The sequence below is a fragment of the Fuerstiella marisgermanici genome (genome assembly GCF_001983935.1).
Taxonomy (GTDB): domain Bacteria; phylum Planctomycetota; class Planctomycetia; order Planctomycetales; family Planctomycetaceae; genus Fuerstiella; species Fuerstiella marisgermanici.
Map to the genome: position 1 here is coordinate 1062608 of NZ_CP017641.1, position 22498 is coordinate 1085105.

The window sequence follows — 22498 nt, forward strand, 5'->3', positions numbered from 1 at the left end:
GGGCAGGTATTCGCAACATCGCGAATGCAAGGCCGGCACGGCTGTGGCAGAGCCCCTATTTTTCTTCTTCAAAGGGAACGAGCACCGGGGGCAGGCTTCTGAGTTGCCTGAGTTCCTCGAGGGCCGCCGTCGCTTCTTCGCGACGCTCCGGATCAATCATCGCCGCCACAGAGTACCACCGGTTGGCTTCCTGAAATTGAGCCAGTTCGACCAGGATTTCGGCCAACTTCAGCCGTAGATCGGCAGACTTGATGTCGTCACCAATTTCTGTCAGCGTGGCCAGATAGTCCTGCTGAAGCTGGCGCAGTTTTTCGATGTTCTGCTCGGCATTTTTCTGCTCGTCAGCCATTCCGGCCGCTTCAAAAATCTTTGCGGCCAATTCGAAGGTGTCGATGTCGCGAGGCCGGTTGCCGATGGCTGTTCGAATCATTTTCGCCGCCGCTTCGTAGCGTCCGACTTCCAACGCGGCCTGAGCTTCAATTTTGTCCGTGGGGCCGGGCGAATTCGGGGAACCCTTCGTCGCTGCGATTGCGTCCAGCACCTGTTCACGATTGCCGGCAGCCATATTAAGCTGCCACTGTAGCTGCTGATCCATCAGGTCAGCCGCCATTTCTGTGGCCGCTTCCTGAATTCTGGCTTCGTCGCCCACTTTTAGCAGGGCGCGTACGTAGTCTGCAATCAGAGCTGGACTGGCAGCCGCTCGGTCGCCAGGAGTTTCCAGCAGCAGTGCATAGTCTTCCACTGCGTCGGCGTAGCTGAACATTTCAGCCCTGATTTTGGCTCGCAGGCTATACGCCATTGTCGGCTTGTCTGTCGCCGATTCGATGACGGTGTTCAGCAGGCTTTCAGCGTGTTTCAGGCCACCGATGCCGTAGTACAACTGAGCCACCATGATTCGAGTTTCGTCGGCATTCTCCGAATCCAGCGCGATGGACGCATCAAATGCTTCGATTGCTTTCTTGTACTGACCAGTTGCCGTGAAGGATCGGCCGATGTTCTGCAGAACCAGTGGCTTTAAAGCGTCGTTGTCTTTGACTGATTCGAACAACTCCAGTGCGCGAAGATCTTTGCCCTCTTTGGCAGCGTCCAACCCTTCGAGAAAAATTACGTGGTCGGCGTAGTCGGCGTCGTTTCGCAATGAGGCCAGCGAAGCCTTGAAGGTCTCCGAATCGCCCTCGTCAAAGCTGTCGATAGCGGTCTGGTAAAGAGCTTCTGAATCCTGTGGCCACAAAGCGACAACGGTCGCCAACGCGACAATCGCTGTGCCGAAAATGATCATGCCCCACAGCCACCACGGAATTCCGCCGCGAACCATGGGTTTAGGTGAAGATTGATTCATGGGCGTGTGAGTTCAGAAGCGTAATAAGGCCGACAAAACAGGAATCCGAGTCTGCCACAACGCCGCTGGAAGCCTTCGTTCTCGCGGAAATAAATCCGCAAATGATTGGCACAGTGCGCAGGGACCCTCGCGTGCTGCATGCTACGTGCCGCGTGGCGAAAGCATTGGCAAAATCCTCGGTTCGGTCGAATTTTGCAGAATTGGCTCGGCTACAGCGTCTCACGGTGACTTGTGGCAGCGGAAATCGGTTTTTGTCCTGGGTGGGCCGGTTCCCACAAGCCAGAACCGTTCACGACAAAACGTAAATTGCTCTAACCCGCTTCTCGAAACCGTAGCGACGGTTTTTCGATAGTCACGATGGTGTTGGGCATCACGCTGCGGCTCAGCACTACGTTCGCCCCGACCAGGCTGCCTGCACCGATCACCGTGGTGCCGCCCAGAATTGTGGCGTTCGAATACACGGAAACATTGTCTTCCAGCGTCGGATGTCGCTTTTCGCCGCGGATTAAGTTGCCGTCTTCATCACGCGGAAACGACCATGCCCCCAACGTGACTCCCTGATACAGAGTCACTCCGGCACCGATTTCGCACGTTTCCCCAATCACCACACCCGTGCCGTGATCGATAAAAAAGCGAGGGCCGATGGTTGCTCCGGGATGAATGTCGATGCCGGTGACGCCGTGAGCCCATTCGGTGAGAATTCGAGGTAGGTACGGAATGCCAAGCTGGTGAAGTTTGTGTGCTACACGGTAGATTAGCACCGCTTCAATGCCGGGATAGCTAAGCACAATCTCATCGCTGCTTCGTGCGGCGGGGTCTCCGTCAAATGCTGCCTGGATGTCGGCTTTCAGAGCTGCCTGGAGTTCCGGCAGGGAAGTCAGAAATTGTCGGGCGAGCGACCTGGCGTCGCCATGCACGGCCGGTGGCTCGGCAGTGTCTGAATGCAGCTTCAACATGGTTTGCCGAGCGTGAAGGATGGATCGGCCGGTTTCGATGCGGAGACGCGATTCAATTCGGTTCAGCAGTGCGGCCGTTTCGATTGCCTGCTGTTCGGCCGCTGGCAGCCGCCGAGTTTTTCCGTAGCCCGGAAACAGCACTTCACGCACATCGCAGGCAAAGGAAATCACACCGTCGACTGACGGCAAAGCGTTCTCGTCACATTCGCCCAGACTTTCCACCAAACGTCCGGCAATCTCCTCCAGTTGAACATGCTCGGGAGAACGAAAAGTCATGAGTACCCGCCCTGTTTTCTGAACCATGAAACGAATATTTGAAACGAATACGCCTCTTCGTCCGGTACTTCCTGACGGACGAATTATATGCGTTCTGCTGACTCATCGGCATGGTGTTCAGCCCTGCATGAAAGTGCGTACCGGTCGCGGAACGTCCCGTTCACAATCTCTCCCGTTGGATGGCGCACGTCGAACGACCGGCAAAGTCGCGTGCAGATTGCGCAATCGTTGACGCAGCGATGCGTGCGCGAACAGCACACCAACTGCAGCTCTCCGGCAGATTGTGCCGGTTCAAAATCTGTTGGTGCACGAGGTCCGTCGCGGGTGCCGATAACGAATCAGAATCCCTTTTTCGTTTTCACTGCCGTGGTTCATGAACAACCAAATCGTCACCACCAACGATTACTGGTCCGACGCGCGAAAGCCGCTGTCGTGCCTGATGTTTCTTCTGCCGTGGATCGCCGTCTACGAAGCCGGAATTCTGATGCTCGCCCGGCACAACCCGGACGAAATCCGCAACGGTGCCGACTACTGGATGCGTTCTCTGTTGTCATCCGCCGGACTAAGCCAGCTTTTGCTGCTACCGCTGCTGGTGATCGGTGTGCTGCTGGTGTGGCATCTTGTCACGAAGCACCCGTGGCATGTGCGGCTGGAAACTCAACTGGGCATGCTGGCAGAAAGCGTTCTTCTGGCGGTCACGCTGGTCGCCGTTGGCCAGGTGCATCAGTTGCTGTTTTTGAGTCTGCAACCAGGCGTTCCGGACGAACAATTGCTGACGCTGGCGACCGGTAACCTCACGCGAGCCGTTTCGTACGTTGGCGCGGGCGTCTACGAAGAGGTAATGTTTCGGCTGCTGTTAGTGCCGCTGGCGTTTTTGGTGTTTCGGATGTTTGAATTTCCGAAGAAGTGGGCGGCCGTCATGGCGGCGCTGTCGACGGCATTTATCTTCGCCCTGGCTCACCATGTGGGGCCGTCAGCCGACGCCTTCAACCTGTTCACGTTTTCATTCCGAGCGGCCGCTGGAACCTTCTTTGCTGCGATCTTCTTCTTACGCGGCTTCGGAATCACCGTTGGCTGTCATGCGGCGTACGACTTATTGGTCGGCGTGTTTCTGGTCGCTTAGATCACAGCCTCTGACCAGTCACGAAGTCGACGTTTATCACGTTGTTCGACTGCGGCGTGAGGACCGACGGAGCGATGTCCTGCATGGCTCGACTACGGTCCGTGTGAGCGTTCATGAACGTCAGGTCTTTCTTCGTGGCAACGCCGGACGGGCTGATTTCCGTCCATTCCACCTTCCTCGCAAACGGACGGCTTTCGCCCTTCTTGAAAACGTCTCGAATCTGTACTTCCACACCGCCGCCGTTCTTTAGCTGAGTGGCCCAGTGGTTTTCTAGGTTCTTGTAGGTCCCGTAGCGGTTGGCTCGCCAGTTTTGCAGCCCCAGATTTTCGGCCCCGCCCGGAGCACCAAAGCGGTTGCCGATCAAATGACCGGCGTCGTCGCCCATGCCTTTGGACAGAGCAGACTGAGCCGAACCCGAGCGGTGAGTTTTCACTTTGCCTGGCACGCCAAGTCGGCCTTTCGCTTCGTGATATAGATACCCGTTGCTTTCAAATTTGCGGAAGCTGAATTGCTTGCTGATATCCGGCAGCGCGGCTCGCACAGCCTTGGCCGTACGTGATTGTCCCAGGAAATCATCCACGCGTTTTCGCAGCGTCGACAAGGCCTGACCGCCGGCATCCGGCAGCAGATCCAGAGCCTGCTTCACGCGTACGATCACCGGCGTCAAAATTTTGGCAGCCGCCGGAGATTGCTGAGCCAACTGGATGGCTGTCTCGACCGACTTCAGGTACTTGGGAAACTTGCCCGCTTTGGCAAGGTCGCCGACGTAAGGGACGATCGAAACCAGACTCAAGCCGGCGCCCAACCAATCGCCACGAGCCACGCTGATGATGGCGTTGGCTCCGTCACAAATCGGAGTGGGGTCGGCGATTCCAGCGATGTCGAGAGCAATCTGAGCCAGGTCCATCGACACTTTACGCAGCTTCGCGGCGTCTGCGGCTGTCAGAGCAGCATCCGCAGTTCGTGGACCGGTGACAGGAAATTTGGCCATCAATGACTCTCGCGAAAGGGGCGTGCAGGGATAGGGCGAGTGACGCGGCGCAGTTTCACAAAATCTATTGCAGCGTAGTCTCACTAAAGTTATCCGAGTCGACGAACGAGGGTTGCTCGGAAAAATTGCGATTCGCCAAATTGTCGCCGATTAGTGCGAGGGAATGCCCGCCCCTATTCCGGCCGATGAATCGTGTTGTGGATGACTCGTTCGAACGTTTCTCCGTCAGCAGACTTCAGACGGCATTTGATCTCCATGCACCAGGTTTTGGCGAGCTCCGGAATCGCGAGTGTCACTGCCCGGCCGTCATCAGAAAGTCGCGCGGACGCAACTTCGATCTCGTGTTCGTCATAATGTTTCGAACCATAATTTGCATTCCGCTTCAACGCCCAAACCCTGACCGTAAAGTTGTCTGGCGACGTGGCACTGCCAGCGTCGAGCTCATCGGTGAACGTGATTTTTAGTTCCTTCCCGGAAGCATTTAATCCGACGGGCAGATAAGCAGGCTTGCCCGTTGGGCGAATGCGGTACAGGCCACCTTCTCTGGCCTGTTGGCTGCTGCCCCACGCAAACATGCCGCAAACGTAGAGTGCGTTGTCGTGCGGGCTGATACGGCCGCGAGTGACGCCGGTTGGGAACTGCGGAATGGGGAACTCGCACATGCCACCCTGCATCTGCCCATTCTTTTCTTCGTGCGGAACGACGTACACCTTGCCGTAGCCGTAAGACAAATTTAGCAGGCTTCCGTTCAGCGGTCCCCATGCCTTGTTGTCGATCCACATCAGTTCCGCAGGTGACCTGTCGAAGGCGTTGGTGATCCAACACAGCGGCTGTTCCATCGCTTCATTGCTGTCGTCCGTCACGTCGTGGTAACCAAACATGTTGCCGTAGAAACCGCCCTCACGTACCCAGTTGATACGATTCTTGGGATTCCAGTGGCCTTCCTGATCGGTCACGATGAAGGAACCATCCTTGTTCAGGCACACGCCGTTTGCCGCTCGAAAACCATTGGCCAAAAAGTCGGTGCGCGATCCGTCGGGCGGAATGCGCAGCAGAGTTCCATGATGAGGCACGATGGCTGTTAGCGCATGCCGAGCTGACTTCGCATAATAGAAATTCCCCGCGTCATCTCGCTGCAACCCCATCGCAAATTCATGGAAGTGCGGCGTGACCTGGTGATCGTTGTTGAAGCATTCGTAAAAGTCCGTTTCGCCGTCGCCGTTGCGATCACGCAGAATCACAAGCTGGTCACGGCAGGTGAGGTAAATGGTGCCATCGACAATTTTCAGGCCCAGCGGCTGAAAAAGCCCGGAAGCGATGCGCTGCCATTTCAACGCAGGTGCAGACGCTTCCTCCGCAGCGAGTTCCAATATTTTTATCGGCGACGCCGGGTAGGAATTCCATTCTCCGATAGCACCGTGTCGGGCGAGCGACTTCAACCCACTCACCAGCCACACGTCGCCGTCCCAACTGCACACCGCCATGCGGTCGCCATCGTCGAAGAAATCGTGCCCGGTAAATCGCAACCGCGCCAGCCACGGATTGTTTGCAGGCGAAGTCAACTCATCCACAGCGAACGGTCCGTCGTCGCTACCGAGGACGGGCGTGGTGGTGACAACTTCGGGCCAGCGTGGCTTTCCGATGTCGTCGATTGCGGCCTGCAGGTCTGCGGGCTTCACTTGTTGCTGAATTTGAGCTTCCAGGGCACCCAATTCTTCAACGCTCAAGCCAGCCGGCACCGCAGCGGTCCACACGACTACGTTTTCTGTTTCACGAGCGGGAGGAAACGTGAGGTGCAGGCGATTATCTTTCGGGCTGAATGCGAAACCGCGGTTGCTGCCGACGACTCCCGCAAAGATCGCTCGGCTGGTTCGAGGCCCATCACGATGAATGTGTTTGGCAGCGAGCTTGTGCGGCGATTGCGTCGATTCAGTCGCTGAGTCCTTCGCAGCGGCGTTTGGCGACTCACGTCGATTGGGCACTAGTCCGTCGACTATGCCAGAGTGCAAATCCCACAGCGCCGAAGGCCTTTGCTTTCGTTGCGATTGGACGGAATCCAGGTGTGACGTCACGACCCGTGGGAAAAATGCCACGGAGTCTATTTCGCCGACGAAGTGCGAATCTGCCGGAAAGTTGCCGGCGGCGAATCCAATCTTTGCGACGTGCTTTGAGTCCGCCTTCTGCTTTGGCTTCAAAATTCCGCCGCCGTTCTTCTGGTCATCAATGTAGAAGTTGACTCGGCCGGTTTCGTGGTTCCACGTCATGCCCACGTTGTGCCATTTGCCGTCGTCGACTCGCTTTTTCGAATTCGCCGCACCGACCCAGCCGATGTCGTAAGTCAATCGACCACCTCTAACAAAGAATGCTTTCCCACCCGGCACCCACGGACCTTCATTATTGCACTTGCTGAAGATGACTCCGTCGTTGCTGGTACGAATGCGAGCGGCAAGCGTGAAGCTGCCGGAGGACATGTCCAACACGGCAGCATCGTCGATTTGCAAATGCGACGCTCCGTTGAACTGAGATGGATCATAAACAGTATTGCCAGACTTAAACGGGGCGATAACGGCGCTGTACTTGCCGATGCGGCGATAGACGGTTTCCTCGTTAGGATGCGTGGCCACCAACATCATGTTGGGCGAACCGCTGGCACCGAGCGACATTGTGCGCGTAAAGACGGTTGTCAGTTGCGACTTCGGCCGTGCGGAAACAGGAGACTCATCGGTCAATGAGCCGCGATCAACACTAGTCTCCACCGCTCCAAAGCGTTCCAGAACGCGCCGACCGCCGACCGTGTAATCGATGATCGTGTCGTCACCGACGCTGTGCAGTCCTCGATATTTGGCCCAATCACGCGGTAGCGGTCCGTAGCGATTGTCGTCTCGGCCGATCACACGTTGGTCGTCTGTAAAGTCCGCCGTGCCTGGCTTTGCCCAACCCGGACCCGTGGGATTGCTGAACTGCACGTCGCCGACAACACGCGGATGAGTTCCATGTCGTCCGTCGAAGTGGATACCTTGCCAATTGACGAACCCGGCTTCGCTCGATTCGGGATCTCGCGTCCATGCAGCGACGAATCTCATCGTGTCATGGTCGAAGATGGCCCACTTGTTGCCCTTCGCAATGCCGCCGGGACCGGGGTCAAGTCTTACGGCGATGCCTTTGTGAGCGAAGTTGGTGCCATCGCTGCCAACTTCAAACGTGTTGATCATCGATGGGCCGTAATCCATGTCCGACCACGGAGCGTACTCCACCGGTTCCGGCCCGAAGGTATCGCCCTTCGGCAGACTGGCCAGATAGTTGTCTGTGACATCGGCGTATTGAGCGGCATTGTCGTCCCGCAGGTACTCTTCACGAATGTAGTGAATGACGTCGTACTTCTGCTGTGGCACCATCCACGTCTGCGGGACCATCAGTCCAAAACCGTGAGTTAGCGTGCGATACATCGCATACGGATCGCCGCCGCTGCGGAACTTGCCTTCCGCAAACCGCAACGCCGTGGGTAGTGAGCTTGGTTTCTGCTTATTGCCGTGGCAGTTGATGCAAAGTCGTTCGTAAATCGCGTGGCCTCGCGCGAACGCATCGTCGTCCAGCTTGCGAATCAGGCCCGCATGATCAACGTGGCTTTCATATTCCGGCAGCGTGAAGGCGATTAAACTCGGCGAAGGCTGCAGCTTGCGAGCCACCTCAACGCCGCCGTCTCGAACCTGCAGCACGTAGCTAAGCAGATCCAGAAACTGCTGACGACTTCCAAGCTGGTTGGCGATCCCGGCAGGCATAATTGATAATTTGCTATCAACCGTTTCCTCAATCTGGTCCGCCGCGATCGAAACGCTTTTCCCGTCGGCGGCGGGGTCTCGCAGGACGACGCCGTCTTCGCTGCGGCTGACCAGCAAACCTGTTTGAGTTCTTCCGTCGGTTGTCACGACGGTTAGTGATTCGAAGCCTTTGCGAATGTCAGCGGACGGTTTCAGCACCGACGTTACAACGTATTCATCGGTGGCGTCTTTCTGCTCTGACAGTTTCGTGAGGTCTGGCCCCAGGGAATTGCTACCGCCATCCATTGAGTGGCACTTCGCGCAACCGACATACACCTGATGAAACAGAATCGCCCCGCGCCGCGCGTCGCCGGACTCACGAGCGGCCGCGGCCAGCTTGGCGGGCGTTTCGGCCAGAAGATGCTGCTCAAGAGTTTGAGCCCGCACGGCTGCTGAGCAGGCGAGTGCCATCAGTAGAACTAAGGTTCGAAACATGAAATTACGTTCTGCTGAGACCAATATTTGAAGTACTACGCCGCCCAGCATGAAGGATTTTCTTAAGCGTTGCAAACGCTGGTGAGAAGGCCGGGCACCCGAGTAATGCTGGCGCTTCGAGCTGAGGACGTCCTGACCGTTGGCGTCAAAGTGTCAACCGCCCACTACTCATACAGGCTACTGACGCTGACCGGCTGTTGTGTTTTTGCAACGTGGCGTGTTGCGTTTCAGCGACACAACCGCATGGACGGCCCGGCATTCCGGGCAATCAGACCAAAACGACCCGCTTCCCTAAATGCGGGTCTCCATGATCTTTAGGGCGGGTAAATTTCCTGAAATTCTTCGCCAATTGCGGAGAGAGTACGCATGGACCTCGCGCATGTGTGGCGGATTGAAAACTTTCTGTCGGACGCCAGGTTCAAGTGTTTCATTTTTCCTTCCGGCTCTCGTTCTGTGAGCTAGAGAGGACATTGTGAGAGATACTTTCTCCAGTGAACACACATCAGGACATGCAAAGCCGACTTATGAATTCGAACAATCAAAGCTGGCCGGCTGGAAACGCTCCGCAGTCTCAACCGTCAAAATCGGCAGTACCCAACTTCAGCAGCCGACCAAACGGACCGACGCCAGCCAGCAGTGACGGAACGGATCGTCCGATCACTTTGTGGGGTCTGCTGGACGCCTTTCGGCGCCGCTGGATTCCTGCTCTGGCGGTTGCAATTCCGGCCGCTTTGCTGGTCGCCGGCATACTGTGGCAAATGGTGCCCGCTGAATACGAATCGTCTGCGTTGCTGAAAATTCATCAGTACGAAAAGATCGTCGCCACAGATACAAAGCAGCGCGGTTCTGAATTTCTGAACTACCGAAACTCACAGATTAACTTCCTGAAGAGTCGCCCGATTCTGACGTCGGCGATGCGCGTTGAGGGCATTCGCGAATGCCGCCTCATGAAAGGCAAGTCGTATCCGGTCGAGTGGCTCGAAGAAGAACTGGAAGTCGACTTCGACATCAGCGACGAATTCATTCGCATCACATTGGCTGGCGAATTTCCAGAGGATCTTGCCGCCGTCGTGAACGCAGTGAAGGACGTCTACCTGGACGAAGTGGTTTACAACGATCGCAATGAAAAGATTGAGAGCCTGCGAACGCTGGAAGAGAAGTTCAAAGAACTGAATGAGAACGTCCGGAAGAATCAGGACCGTATTGCTCAGTTGGCCAAGGATCTGGGCACAGGCGAATCCAAGACAGCCGTCATTCGGTTGGGGCTTGTCCAGGAAAAACTGCAGGGGTTGCAACAGGACCTTCGCGATATCAACGATGAAATTCGCCGCGAAGATTCGCTGCGACAGTACCTGAAGGAACAGGGCTTGCCCGTCAATAGCTACGCCTCGACTATTCCCGGCCTCGGTGGCTCACCGCCGGCAGGGCTTTCGGGCGGAATGATGGATCAATCATCAATGCTGCAGCGTAGTTTGATGATGGTGCAGCAGAAAATTCAGAGGTTCCGTGCGTCTATCCGTGATCCGCGACATCCGGACCTTGTGGCTTTGCAGCAGCAGGAACGAGAACTGAAGCAAATGCTCGGTGGCATGCCAACCGGCGAAGGTGACGCCCCCATCGCACTTTCGAAATACACCCTGTTGATGAAGCAGAAAGAGAAGCTGGAAGCGGAGCGCAAGGCGACAGAGGACCAATTTGAAATCCTGAGTTCTCGAGCCATCGACCTGGAACGAGAACAAGCAGACATCGAGTACCTTGTGGAAACTCGTGACGCCCTCGCGAAGCAAATCGCAAACCAACGCATCGAACTGGACGCCCCACTTCGCGTCACTGAAGTCCAGAAAGCCAACATCCCGGAGAAGCGAGACATTTCTTCGCGAGCTCAGGCATCAATCATGTCTGGCTTTGGCGTGTTTGCCTTGATCATCGGTGGTTTCACAATGTTTGAGTGGTTCTCGCACCGAGTCGGCTCAACTTCAGACATTGCCAACGCTGTCAATCTGCGATTGATCGGCACGATTCCTTCACCTGACAAGGGCGGCGTTTTGGGCCTCGGCATCTTTGCCGGGAAAGTCGATTACGATGAATGGAACCGGGCCGTCATTGAATCGATGGACGTTGTGCGAACCTATCTAATGCGGCACATTGATCCACGACGTTCGGCGTCATTGCTGATCACCAGTGCGTCCGCCAACGAAGGGAAGACAACGGTTTCCTGTCAGCTTGCCGCCAGCCTTGCTCGAGCGGGCAAGCGAGTGGCTTTGGTGGACTGTGACTTCCGCCGTCCTTCGGCTCACCTGATGCTGGAAGGTGCAGAAGGACCAGGCATCTGTGAATACATGCGAGGCGAAGTGGCGTTGACCGATGTTTGTCAGCAGACTCAAGCCGACGGTTTGACCTTCATTGCGGCCGGTCAGGTAGACCAGACAGTGCTGCAGAAGTTATCAGCTGATGGTGGTCGAGCGATGATCAATACGCTGAAAGAACAGTTCGACTTCGTGATCATTGATACGTCTCCGCTCCTGTTCGTTGCCGAACCTTCGATGCTGGCTCAAAACGCCGACATCGTGTTGCTGTCGACTCGCAAAGATTACAGCCGAATCCCATATGTGGCTCAAAGCCGCGACTCGCTGCGAAGCCTGCAGGTGCCGCTGTTGGGAGCTGTCATGGTGGGATCAGATTCTGACTTCCAGCGACAGTCCTACGGCTATCGCCAGGAATTGCAGAAGCAAACTCCTGAGCGGTCGCAGTTGGTCAGAGGGTAGGACGCGCGGTGTCTGGTTAGCCGTGAAAGCGGTGACTGCACATGGCCGTGGGCACTGGCCCACAAAATATTAATGCTTCGCAACCCCGGGCCAACACCCGGGGTTACGTGCTACGGCTTCGTTCGAGGCCAAACACAGACTGAACTCTCAACCCAATGATTCACAGCGCATCACAACTTGACGGAACATTCACCGTAGATGTGGAAGACTACTTCCAGGTCTCGGCGTTCGCGTCAAACATCCGCGCAGACGATTGGGGTCAGTATGAATGCCGCGTCGAACAAAACACGCGACGAGTGCTGGAAATCGCGGCGGAATGCGGCACCCACGGAACGTTCTTCGTGCTCGGTTGGGTAGCTCAGCGGTATCCGGAACTGGTGGCGGAAATTCAGTCTGCCGGTCATGAAATTGGATGTCATAGCCAATGGCATCAGCTTGTGTATGAGCTCGGTCCGGAACGCTTTCGGGCCGACCTGATCGAATCTCGCGACATCCTGCAGGATATCACCGGGCAGCCCGTCACGATGTATCGCTCGCCCAGCTTTTCGATCACGAAGAAGTCGCTGTGGGCACTTCAGATTCTGGCAGAAGAAGGCTTCGACACGGATTCCAGCATCTACCCCGTGCATCACGATCGCTATGGGATTCCAGACGCTTCGCTGGTGCCGCACGTTATTCCGACACCGTCAGGCAGCATTCACGAATTTCCCGGCATGGTGTATCGCTTCGGCAAAACGAATATTCCCGTCGGCGGAGGCGGATACCTGCGACTACTTCCGTGGATGGCCACAAGACGTCTGCTGAATGGCGTTCGAAGTCAGGGGCGTCCGTTGAACGTGTACATTCATCCATGGGAGTTCGATCCGGAACAGCCGCGAATTGCGGCGTCGTTGAAGTCCAGGTTCCGCCACTATCAGAATCTAAAAACGACGGCGAGCAAGATTCGCAGCATGCTGCAGCAGTTTGATCTCGGACGCATGTCTGAAATTCTGGCACCTCTGAAGACACCATCAGACCTCACCGCGGCCAAACCGGAGGCCATGTTAAGCACATGAAACCTCGCGTACTGTATATCACTCATCGAGTTCCCTGGCCGCCGGATCGAGGCGACCGTATCCGAACATGGAACATCCTGAAGTTCCTGGCTAAACGAGCTGACGTGGACCTTGTGTGTCTCGCGGATGAACCCGTATCTGCCAAAACACGCAAAGCACTGGAAGGTGTGACGCGTCGTCTGGCATTTGTGCCTCACACCGGCCCGCGACGATACGTGCGCGGCGCGCTTTCTATGGCCTGCGGACGCACGGCGACGGAAGGGCTGTTCGAATCTCGCCAACTACGTTCCATCGTCAGAGTCTGGTCGTCGACGGCCAAATACACTGCCGCGCTGGCATCGTCGTCAGGGATCGCTCGCTTTGTGCAGCCTCCCTACCTGCAGTCTTCGGCGAGAGTCTGGATCGACCTGATCGACGTCGACAGCCAAAAGTGGCTCGACTACCAGGCGTCTTCGCGGTTTCCCATGTCGACCGTCTACGGGCTCGAAGGTCGCCGCCTGCGAACGCTGGAAACTCAACTGGCGGCAAACGTCGATCGACTGCTGGTCGTCAGCGAAGCCGAACGAGAACTCTTCACCAACTTCTGCCCCACGGCGCCGATTCAGGCCATTGGTAATGGAGTTGACACAGAATATTTTGCGCCGCTCACAATCGATCCGGTACCTCAAACGTGCGTGTTCATCGGTGTCCTGAACTACCGGCCAAACGCCGATGCTGTTGAATGGTTTTCGAAGAGCATCTGGCCGAAGGTGATGGAGAAATTCCCTAACAGCGAGTTTCGCATTGTTGGCAAGAGCCCGACCAGTGAAGTCGAAGCGCTGGACGATCTGCCTGGCGTGAATGTTGTCGGCCCGGTTCCGGATGTGCGACCGTGGCTGCATGAATCGAGTTGCGTGGTCGTGCCCTTGCGGATCGCTCGCGGCGTGCAAAACAAAGTGCTGGAAGCGATGGCCTGCGGTCGCCCAATCGTGTGTTCTCCGGCACCGCTTAAAGGATTGGACGTGGAACCGGGGCTGCAACTGCTGCAGGCCGACACCCCCGACGAGTGGGTCGAAAGCATCAGCCGCGTCTTCACAGACAAGTGTCACGCCGAAGAATTAGGGATGGCCGCCAGCGCTTGGGTGCAATTGAATCATCGTTGGAAAAGCTGTCTGGAACCGCTGATGGACATGATCCAGCGCAGCCATTCTGAGCCTGAACATGAGATCGGAGTCAGTTCATGAAGGGCTTAATCTTTACGTACCTGATTACGGCACTGGGCGTAAGCGGTTCGTTGTTTTCACCTTTCTACGGGTTCCTCGCGTACGTAGCGCTCGCGCTGCTGCGTCCGGATTCGATGTGGTCACACGCGATTCAGGGTGGCCGCTTCAGCATGATTGTCGCTGTTGCGATGCTGAGCAGTTGGGCGTGTCGTGGATTCGGAAACTGGGATTTGGGGAAGGCTCGCCCCGTCGTATTTCTGTTTGTGGGCTTTTGGATGTGGTCGCTGTTGCTTGCCATCGGGGCAGACAATCAGACGTTGGCCTGGGGCTTTGTCGAGCAGATGGCGAAGATCCTGCTGCCGTTTTTGGTCGGCATCACCACATGCAAAACGATTCGGGACTTGAAGGCTCTGGCCTGGGTCATCGTACTGTGTGAAGGCTACGTGTGTTTCGAATTGAACATGCACTACTTCCGCGGCTTCAATTTTCTGTACTTCATCGGCTTCGGTGGTGTCGACAACAACTCAGCTGCAATCGGTTTTGTGGCCGCTTTGGGAGTTGCGTTCTTTCTGTTCTTGAATTCAGAGAAGATTTGGCAGAAGGCGCTGATCGGCGCGTGTATGGCGTTCATTCTTCATGCGATCCTGTTTTCGTTTTCTCGAGGTGCGATGTTGGCGACGGTGATCGGAGTCTCCATCTCATTCTTTCTGATCAAGAAAAATTCGATGCACTACAGCATGTTTGCGCTGCTGCTGATGGCCGGATTTGTGATGGCCGGGCCGGAAGTACGCCAGCGGTTTTTACGAACCTTCGAAAAGAAACGCGGTGAACACGAAGCGTCAGCTCAAAGCCGGTTGGACCTGTGGAAGGACTGTTACGTCGTCTTTATGCGAGACCCGGTTTTCGGGTGCGGCCCAAACCAATGGCCATTGCTGGCTTCAGATTTCGGCTGGCCGGAAGGCAAAGAAGCTCACAGCCTGTGGGTTCAGACGGCGACAGAAACCGGCATTCCTGGCATCACGATGTTTGCCGGATTCTACCTCGTCTGCATGTGGCGCTGCTGGAGAACTCTGCATACTTTGTCAGACAGAGCGCCCCCGTGGTTTGGTGATTCGTGCCGTATGACTATCGCATCCCTCACCGGTTTCGGAGTAGCCGCTCAGTTTGTGAGTCTGGAGGCGTTGGAACTGCCCTACTACGTCGCTTTACTGGGAGCCGGGACGCTGATCGTGCATACACGCATGGAACGCGAAGGCCTGATTCCGGCCGACGATGAACAGGAAGTGGAAGTTGCAGACTGGCGAGACGGGACCGAAGAAATCGGCCTGCGCCCACTAAACGCTCCAGCGGGGCGATCAAGTGAACCGCACCTTGGAATTTTGAACTGATCGAACAAACGGGTACGCTATGAAAATTGCCTACATCCTTCTCGTGATTGCTGCTTTCGCGGTGAGCTCGCAGGTTGTGATGGACCTGATCGCCGAAAGCGGAGCCACCGCTTCGGCGTCTCAGCAAGCCATAGATGTTACGCCGAATGTTGTCGTCGAAGGCGAGTCGGCCAAAGGGAAGTACCAACTGGACCCGACTGTCGCGAAGCAGGTCGAAGCGATCTTAAGCGGCCAGGAAGTGACCGATCCTTTAACAGCCGCCACAACGACGACCAATACAGCAACGCCGGGCCAAGCAAGTTCGGACCCAGTCGGTATCCCGGCGTCTGACGACACGACAACGGAAATGGTGCCGATACCTGACCCGCTGCTGGTGACCAGTGCCGGGGCTGATCCCGACGCAACGGCTTCAGACGTGGCAGAGCTAAGGACGGCTCCCGATCCCATTCGCCAGAAGTCGCCTCTGCATCCACAGATGGTGACGCCAGGCAACTTTGAATATCTCGGCGCGATTCGACCGCCGCTGGTTCAGGGCCGATCCTCGACATTCGGCTACGGCGGCTGGGCCGTGACGTACCGTGAGGACGGCGACCCGGACGGACCAGACGATGGCTTCCCCGGATCACTGTTCATCGGTGGACACAGGCAACAGCAACTGGTGGCTGAGGTTACAATTCCACGCCCCGTGATTTCTCCGGAGAAGAACCTGGACGATCTATCTGTGTTCGAGGTCCTGCAGGACTTTGGGGACATCACCGGCGGCATCCGAACTCACCTGACAGCGGGTTCGTCTGAGCCGTTCGAGATTGGCGGCATGCAGGTCGTCGACGATGGTCTGCACTGGACCACCTACAAATATTACAACGTCGAAGGCCGCGACTATCTGTCGCATGCGTTGTCGTCACTGGATCTAAAGCGACCTCAACCGAAAGGCTTGTGGCACCTTGGGCCGTTTCAATCGGGCGACGCTCGCTGGCACAGCTACAAGCACGCCGGTTATATCTGCGCTGTGCCCGACAACATCGCAGATCGCTACCTGGGCGGCCGCAACCTAATGTCCGGCCTTCAAATTGTTACGGGGTTGCAAAAGTCCAGTCAGGGGCCGGCACTGTTCGCGTACAAAATACCGGAACGCACTCCGTCACCAGGTGCAAGTCTAGACGCGGTGCCGCTGTTGTGGTATCCGATGGGCAGTCCGATCGACAAGCACCATCATGCGGATTCATGGCAGGGCGCGGCGTGGTTGACGCTGGGCGACAAGCAAACCGTAATCGTCGTTGGCCGGAAGGCCCATGGCCCGGTGCACTACGGCGAACCTCGCCCGGGCGACTGCTACGAAGATAAAGGCTACCACGGTTCCTCTTACGAAGCTCAAATGCTGTTTTATGCTCCGGGAGATCTTCTCTCCGCCGGGCGTCGACCGGTTGCGAACGTGAGGCCATGGTACCGTTGGGATTCCACAACACCGGGCGGCGGCATTGACCGGTTTATGTTTCAGGACTGCGGCCGCGAAATTGGCGGCTTGACCTACGACAGGAAACGCAACCTGCTATACATGGTGGAAGTCGCCGCTGGTCTGACCTCCGAAAATGAATGGGAAGTCCTGCCTGTGGTGCACGTCATGCGGCTGGTGAATTAGCGACGGTTCAACAGATCTGTCGGACAGGATTACATTTCCCGACCGACTTCACCGGTCGCGCTGCCCTCACAAAATCATGTCCGACGCAAACGTCCGCAATCTTGTCGCTTCCGATGGTGTGTCGCTTCAGTTTCGGCACTGGGCCACCAGCGATTCACCGCGCGGCGTCGTGGTGTGTTTACACGGGATCCAAAGCCATTCCGGCTGGTATGACGCTTCTTCCCAGCAAATGTCCGACGCTGGTTACGCAGTCTACTTTGCCGACCGACGCGGTTCCGGACGGAATGGCTTTCGTCGAGGTCACGCGGATCACGGATTACGCTTGCTGAACGACGTTCGCCAACTGGTCCGGTTAGCCAGGCGTGAACACCCACGCGTGCCGTTGACCTTGCTCGGCCTTAGCTGGGGCGGAAAAACGGCGACTGCTTTCGCTCAGTGCTGGCCCGGCGCCATCGACCAACTTGTGCTGTTGTATCCGGGCCTGAAGCCCAAAATTCGGCCCAACTTTGTGCAGTCGTTTCAGCTTCGATTTGCCCGCCGACACGATATTCGCTTTAAGACGGCCAGGGTTCCGCTAGCCGATCCGGCGCTTATGACGGACGATCGAAAGCATCAGAATTTTATTCTCAACGACCCACTCGCCCTGCACTTCGTGACCAGCGGGTTTCTGAATTCCGGACGTGATCTCGACCGTATCATCGCAACCAAATGCGAACCGGTCCCGCCGACGTTACTGATGCTGGCCGGAAACGATCGTATCATCGACAACTTTGCGACTCGGCAATTGGTTTCGAAATTCGATACGAACAGCCTCACCATTCGCGAATATCCCAACGCTCAACACACATTGGAATTCGACAGCCGCCGCGAACAGATCTGCTGTGAAATCATCGACTGGATATCCCGCACCACGGCGTTTACGGTTCAGCAAACAGCACCTTGTGCAGCTCCGCCAGTTCGGCCGCCGGGATCTTGATCACTTTGCGGTCGTATGTCATCAGCCCGTTGATTTCGCCTTCGACGTCGGTTGTCTGAGTATACACACCCGCGGCAATCCCCTTGCGTTTTAGATCGTTAAGTCTGTTCAGCGAAGTGACGTAACGTTCTTTGTACTCGCCTTTGTTTTTGGGAAGATCGCCGTAGCCCCAGTTGCGTCGGTCGGCGTCCCACAGGTGCTGCTTCACCGGAAAACCGTGCCCGCCAAATTCACCCATCACTTTGATAAACGGCTCAAACCGACCGTTACTGCCAAGGTCGAAGGGGAACTTCGGATGAGGGTATTCATGATGATCCACGATATCGCCCACCGGCCAGAAATTGCCGCCGCTGGCGACGTTGACCAGGCGTGACGGATCTCGATCCACCATCCACTTGCCAACTTCCATCGTGCGATGCTGACCCCATGCTTCATTAAACGGCACCCAAACGACAATTGACGGATGATTTTCCAGAGTGTCGACCATGTGTTCCAGTTCCGTCATGAATTGTTCGTGATCTTTGTCCGGCCAGTTCGCGTCTTCGGGATTGGGTTGTAGCCGAGTCCACTTTGGATTGTTGCCAGCGCTGACCTGATCCTGCCAGACCATCATGCCCAGTCGGTCGCAGTGGTAATAGTAGCGGCGAGGCTCGACCTTGATGTGCTTGCGGATCATGTTGAAGCCAGCCTTCTTCAGCCATTCGATGTCAAACAGCATGGCTTCATCAGACGGCGGAGTCAGCAGGCCATCCGGCCACCAACCCTGATCGAGCGGTCCCCAATGGAAGACGGTTTCGCCATTCAAAGTCATTCGCCAGTGGCCGTCGGCGTCTTTGACCTTCCCGACGTCGCGGATACCCGCGTAAGAATGAATTCGATCGATGCGATTCCCGTTGGCGTCATGAAGACGCACTTCGACGTCGTAAAGATGCGGCGACTCGGGTGACCAATGTTTCGCATTTTTGACCGTGATTTCGTGTGTGAGCACTTCGCCGTGCGCCGTGCCGACGACGGTATCGCCGTCTTTCACGACAACTCGTATGGTTCCTGCTGCTCCAACAACGACTGGCCGGACAACAATTGAGTTCGACCGTGCGCTGGTGGTGATTTTTACATCTTTGATGTAGCGGTCCGGCACGGCTTCCAGCCAAACCGTCTGCCAGATGCCGGATACCTGCGTGTACCAGATGCCGCGCGGGACTAGTGTTTGCTTGCCGCGAAGCTGATAGCCTTCCGTGTCGTCGTCGACTCGCACTATGAGTTCGTTGCTGCCATCTTGAGCGGCGTGTGTGATATCAACAGAAAACGGAGTGTTGCCGCCCTGATGCTGGCCCACAGACTGCCCGTTCACAATGACTTCACAGCGATAATCGACTGCTTCAAAGTTAAGCAGCAGTTTCTGGCCCTCAACTTTTTTCGCATTGAAAGTGCGGTGGTACCACAACGTTTCGGTTTCATCGAGCAGACGCTGCACGCCGCCCAGTTTTGATTCCAGACAAAACGGAACCAGAATTTTGCCCTGCCATTCAGTGGGCGGTTGAACCTGGTTGCGTTTTGTAATGGCATAGTCCCAGTGCCGGTTCAGGTTTGTCCAGTTGTCTCGCCGCATTTGTGGACGCGGGTACTCAGTCCACACATTTTCACCCGTAACCTTTGCTCCCCATTCGGTAATCAAGTCGGACTGAAACGGCTTCGTGCTGCGTTTCGCGGGTGGAAGTTCGGGCACGTTATCGGCGTCGACAAGATGCACATCAATGAACTGACCGCCGCCCGTTTGTCGGCAATGCACGGCCATCAAATTGTCGCCGACTTTCAATGAAGATCCTTTTCCTTCCGCCAGCGGTACAACTTTGTATTCGGTTGTGTACCCGCTGAACGTCGCTACGGATTTACCGTTGATCCAGATCTCGGCATCCTCATCATGATGAATCAGCAACGCAGGATTTGCGGGCACGGATTTCAGAGCGAACATTTTTCTTAGCCAGATATTGTTTGTCGCCCACGTCGTGCCGACTCGCGAGCCCGGCGTGTCGCGAGTTCCAAAACCACCGTGTCCTTCTTTCCAGTCAGCGGTGTCGAAATTAGTGGCCTGCCAACCGTCAGCAGGCTTGCGAACGGTGTACCGCCAGGCGTCGACAATCTGCGCGTCACATGTGGAACCAGCATTCGCCAAGGAAATGACCGTGATCACCAACGGCATCCATCGAGTTTCGCTGATATTCAGAATACGCGCTTCAGTGGCCATGATGTTTCCCTTTGATGAACGGACGATTGTCTCTCGAAGCCCAATTGTGCATTGCTGACTTCCAGCTGACAACCTTCAAGCAACCGGGGCTGACGGGACTGCGGTTCGCTGGGGCCATCAGCAAAACTTAGCCACGCACAGCCTGTTCCGATGTCCGGCGACGGTGCGACTTCAAAGCAGCCGTCAGAATAAGTTGACGCTAACTCACAATGGCAGGAATTCTTTGCCGGTAGAATGCATCAACGTTCTAACGTTTTTTGCGGTCGATTTTTGAGACTCCGACAATCGATGCATCGCTTGCGATTGATCAGACAGGCCATCGGTGCGATCATTCCGCGAAGAGATTCGTACTGAGGCAAGTGATGCCTGCAACAGGCGGTCGAGCGGAATTGAACATACTCAGGTCAGAAGACGAACCATGGGCAGAAGCTTCGAAAATCGTAAACATTCCATCATGAAAACGGCCGGACAGAAGTCCAAGCTGTATGCGAAGTATGGCAAGCAGTTGTACGTCGTGGCCAAAAATGGAGTTCCCGATCCCGAAGGCAACCCGGCGCTGCGAAACCTGATTGAACGCGCCAAAAAAGATCAGGTGCCCAGCCACGTTATTGAAAAAGCCATCGAAAAAGCGAGCGGCACCGGCGGTGAAGATTACTCGGCAGCACGCTACGAAGGCTTCGGTCCGGGCGGATGCTCAGTGATTATCGATTGCCTGACGGACAACAACAACCGCACGATCACAGAAGTTCGCAACTGCTTTACAAAGACCGGCGCGAAGCTGGGAACGGCTGGCTCAGTGTCGCGTTTGTTCGACCACCTTGCGGTGCTTTCCTTCGCAGGCGACAACGAAGAAGAAGTTCTGGAAGCCATGCTGGATGCTGATATCGATGTCGACGACACCGAATGCAAAGACGGCAAAGTGACTCTGTTTGTTCCGCCAAGTGAATTTTATAAAGCGACCACTGCAATGCAGGAAGCGTTTCCTGAAATTGAACTGGAGGTTCAGGAAATTACGTTTCTGCCTCAAACAACAACGGAAATCAGTGAAGAGGACCGGCCAACGTTCGATAAGTTTATTGAAATGCTGAATGACTGCGACGACGTCCAGGACGTCTACCACAACGCTGTTTTGCCGGACTAAGGCGGCGGTTTGACATCACAAACCAGCAGAATGTCCGTCGCTCCGTGTTTCCTGTTGCCGCAACATTCGAACTAAGCCGTCACTGCTTCGCCGTCACTGCTTCGCCGTCGCTTGCTGGCGATTCGCCTTCCGGCAACTTGCCCAGCGTATCGTCGACTTCTTGCAGGTCGCCCGCTTCCTGCACCGCGCCCAAGATGTATTCGACATAGCGATCGATGGAATGGTCGGAAAAATGGTCCACCTTGAAGCTTAACAAGCCGCGCAAAAAGCCACGCCACCTGTCGGCCCGCCGCAGCACACCGGATAAGTCTCGAAACTTGCCGTTACAGTTCAGGTATTTTTCGGTGCCACCGTGGCGGTAGCCCATCCAAGCAGGCGGTACGCGAGTCACGATGTCGTTGTTGTTGACCCAGCGAGTGTGGTCCAGTTCGACGAAGTTCACGAATTGCTTGTCTCCCACACGAGGACTGCCATAAGTGAATAGCGCTTTTGGCATGGATTCGATTTCTGAAAGATAGCAGCGTCCCGCGCAGATGGTCGCCATCGCGCCACCCAGCGAATGGCCCGTAAACCACAGCGTCTTTTTGTTTTCGACCAGTGCATTTTCCAAAATGGGCCACAGGTCGTCGACTTCCTGATTGAACCCCTTGTGGACTCGGCCAAACGTTTCCGTCACGACAGCCACGGCGTTGGCGTCGGCCTTGATGTCGTTCCATTCGTTTGGCTCCGTCCCGCGGCATGCGACGACGCAGTCCGTATCGTTCCAGTACATGTAGGCCTGAGCACCGTCGCGATCGTAGTACTGGAAGCCTTCAAAACCCATATGTTCCACGATCCGTTCCGCGTGGACTTCATCGTAGTACGACGCGCTGGACAGTTCGGCAAACAGCAGCGACTGCACCAGCATTGGCTTTTCTTCGATGGGGCACGTGATTTTGGAATGAATCGGGACCAGAGACGCAGCGTCGGACATGGCAGTTGGGATCTTCAGAATTACTGTGTTGGTGGACGGCGGAGCCACCCGAGCCCGCAGAATCACAATTTCGACGCAGGTTTTCCACCTCTGAGCCGCGCTTTCCACTGCAATTCGCGGATGCCAGCTTAGGCAAGACGGCGAATTTGCGAGATCCCAAGATGCGGTTTTCGGCC

At 56.0% G+C, this 22498-nt stretch carries 14 protein-coding genes; 8 read left to right on the forward strand and 6 right to left on the reverse strand.

Features of this window, described 5'->3' with window-relative positions:
* Window positions 1-55: 55 nt before the first annotated feature.
* Both Fuma_RS03870 and epsC read right to left on the reverse strand, forming a co-directional pair.
* Entirely contained in the window at window positions 56-1339 is a 1284-nt protein-coding gene (locus Fuma_RS03870) for a tetratricopeptide repeat protein (RefSeq protein WP_145943957.1), read from the reverse strand.
* A 311-nt stretch (window positions 1340-1650) separates the two neighbouring features.
* Entirely contained in the window at window positions 1651-2571 is a 921-nt protein-coding gene (gene epsC / locus Fuma_RS03875; RefSeq protein WP_077022984.1) for a serine O-acetyltransferase EpsC, read from the reverse strand.
* Window positions 2572-2944: 373 nt separating this feature from the next.
* Here epsC and Fuma_RS03880 point away from each other — a divergent pair, with 373 nt between their 5' ends.
* Window positions 2945-3694 carry a CPBP family glutamic-type intramembrane protease gene (locus tag Fuma_RS03880; RefSeq protein ID WP_077022985.1) on the forward strand — a complete coding sequence of 250 codons (750 nt, stop codon included), beginning with the start codon at window positions 2945-2947 and terminating at the stop codon, window positions 3692-3694.
* 1 nt (window position 3695) lies between these two features.
* Here Fuma_RS03880 and Fuma_RS03885 read toward each other — a convergent pair whose 3' ends face one another.
* Together Fuma_RS03885 and Fuma_RS03890 are read right to left on the reverse strand one after the other, a co-directional pair.
* The gene (locus tag Fuma_RS03885) at window positions 3696-4685 is read right to left on the reverse strand and encodes a DNA/RNA non-specific endonuclease (protein WP_077022986.1); all 990 of its coding nucleotides are present in this window, start codon (window positions 4683-4685) and stop codon (window positions 3696-3698) included.
* A 173-nt stretch (window positions 4686-4858) separates the two neighbouring features.
* Entirely contained in the window at window positions 4859-8938 is a 4080-nt protein-coding gene (locus Fuma_RS03890; RefSeq protein WP_158520845.1) for a DUF6797 domain-containing protein, read from the reverse strand.
* Window positions 8939-9462: 524 nt separating this feature from the next.
* Between Fuma_RS03890 and Fuma_RS03895 the strand changes: the two genes are divergently transcribed.
* The 6 genes from Fuma_RS03895 (at window position 9463) to Fuma_RS03920 (ending at window position 17963) form a co-directional block, all read left to right on the forward strand.
* Window positions 9463-11703, forward strand: coding sequence for an exopolysaccharide transport family protein (locus Fuma_RS03895; RefSeq protein WP_077022988.1), 2241 nt, complete (start codon window positions 9463-9465; stop codon window positions 11701-11703).
* Between the two features lie 155 nt (window positions 11704-11858).
* The gene (locus Fuma_RS03900) at window positions 11859-12758 is read left to right on the forward strand and encodes an XrtA system polysaccharide deacetylase (protein ID WP_077022989.1); all 900 of its coding nucleotides are present in this window, start codon (window positions 11859-11861) and stop codon (window positions 12756-12758) included.
* Entirely contained in the window at window positions 12755-13981 is a 1227-nt protein-coding gene (locus Fuma_RS03905) for a TIGR03087 family PEP-CTERM/XrtA system glycosyltransferase (RefSeq protein WP_077022990.1), read from the forward strand. The genes Fuma_RS03900 and Fuma_RS03905 overlap by 4 nt, the downstream gene beginning before the upstream one ends.
* A complete protein-coding gene (locus tag Fuma_RS03910; protein WP_077022991.1) occupies window positions 13978-15348 on the forward strand; it encodes an O-antigen ligase family protein in 1371 nt (456 codons plus the stop codon). Before Fuma_RS03905 ends, Fuma_RS03910 begins: the two co-directional genes overlap by 4 nt.
* 19 nt (window positions 15349-15367) lie before the next feature.
* On the forward strand, window positions 15368-16987 hold the full coding sequence (locus tag Fuma_RS03915) for a hypothetical protein (RefSeq protein ID WP_077022992.1): 1620 nt from the start codon (window positions 15368-15370) through the stop codon (window positions 16985-16987).
* Between the two features lie 76 nt (window positions 16988-17063).
* Window positions 17064-17963 carry an alpha/beta fold hydrolase gene (locus tag Fuma_RS03920; protein ID WP_077022993.1) on the forward strand — a complete coding sequence of 300 codons (900 nt, stop codon included), beginning with the start codon at window positions 17064-17066 and terminating at the stop codon, window positions 17961-17963.
* On the opposite strand, the gene Fuma_RS03925 is transcribed toward Fuma_RS03920, so the two are convergent.
* Window positions 17905-20163, reverse strand: a complete 2259-nt coding sequence (locus tag Fuma_RS03925) for a sugar-binding domain-containing protein (RefSeq protein ID WP_099091861.1) — start codon at window positions 20161-20163, stop codon at window positions 17905-17907. The genes Fuma_RS03920 and Fuma_RS03925 overlap by 59 nt on opposite strands.
* A 463-nt stretch (window positions 20164-20626) precedes the next feature.
* On the opposite strand from Fuma_RS03925, the gene Fuma_RS03930 reads away from it, so the two are divergent.
* Complete coding sequence (locus Fuma_RS03930) at window positions 20627-21349, forward strand: YebC/PmpR family DNA-binding transcriptional regulator (RefSeq protein ID WP_077022995.1); 723 nt, start codon at window positions 20627-20629, stop codon at window positions 21347-21349.
* Between the two features lie 79 nt (window positions 21350-21428).
* Here the strand turns inward: Fuma_RS03930 and Fuma_RS03935 are convergent, their stop codons facing one another.
* Window positions 21429-22322 (reverse strand): lipase family protein, encoded by an 894-nt coding sequence (locus Fuma_RS03935; RefSeq protein ID WP_083732532.1) that lies wholly within the window; start codon window positions 22320-22322, stop codon window positions 21429-21431.
* Window positions 22323-22498 lie beyond the last annotated feature (176 nt).

Excerpts from the sequence above, each read along its gene's own strand:
- Fuma_RS03870 (WP_145943957.1), bottom strand. The coding sequence starts at position 1,339 with ATGAATCAATCTTCACCTAAACCCATGGTTCGCGGCGGAATTCCGTGG.
- epsC (WP_077022984.1), bottom strand. The coding sequence starts at position 2,571 with ATGACTTTTCGTTCTCCCGAGCATGTTCAACTGGAGGAGATTGCCGGA.
- Fuma_RS03880 (WP_077022985.1), top strand. The coding sequence starts at position 2,945 with ATGAACAACCAAATCGTCACCACCAACGATTACTGGTCCGACGCGCGA.
- Fuma_RS03885 (WP_077022986.1), bottom strand. The coding sequence starts at position 4,685 with ATGGCCAAATTTCCTGTCACCGGTCCACGAACTGCGGATGCTGCTCTG.
- Fuma_RS03890 (WP_158520845.1), bottom strand. The coding sequence starts at position 8,938 with ATGTTTCGAACCTTAGTTCTACTGATGGCACTCGCCTGCTCAGCAGCC.
- Fuma_RS03895 (WP_077022988.1), top strand. The coding sequence starts at position 9,463 with ATGAATTCGAACAATCAAAGCTGGCCGGCTGGAAACGCTCCGCAGTCT.
- Fuma_RS03900 (WP_077022989.1), top strand. The coding sequence starts at position 11,859 with ATGATTCACAGCGCATCACAACTTGACGGAACATTCACCGTAGATGTG.
- Fuma_RS03905 (WP_077022990.1), top strand. The coding sequence starts at position 12,755 with ATGAAACCTCGCGTACTGTATATCACTCATCGAGTTCCCTGGCCGCCG.
- Fuma_RS03910 (WP_077022991.1), top strand. The coding sequence starts at position 13,978 with ATGAAGGGCTTAATCTTTACGTACCTGATTACGGCACTGGGCGTAAGC.
- Fuma_RS03915 (WP_077022992.1), top strand. The coding sequence starts at position 15,368 with ATGAAAATTGCCTACATCCTTCTCGTGATTGCTGCTTTCGCGGTGAGC.
- Fuma_RS03920 (WP_077022993.1), top strand. The coding sequence starts at position 17,064 with ATGTCCGACGCAAACGTCCGCAATCTTGTCGCTTCCGATGGTGTGTCG.
- Fuma_RS03925 (WP_099091861.1), bottom strand. The coding sequence starts at position 20,163 with ATGCCGTTGGTGATCACGGTCATTTCCTTGGCGAATGCTGGTTCCACA.
- Fuma_RS03930 (WP_077022995.1), top strand. The coding sequence starts at position 20,627 with ATGGGCAGAAGCTTCGAAAATCGTAAACATTCCATCATGAAAACGGCC.
- Fuma_RS03935 (WP_083732532.1), bottom strand. The coding sequence starts at position 22,322 with ATGTCCGACGCTGCGTCTCTGGTCCCGATTCATTCCAAAATCACGTGC.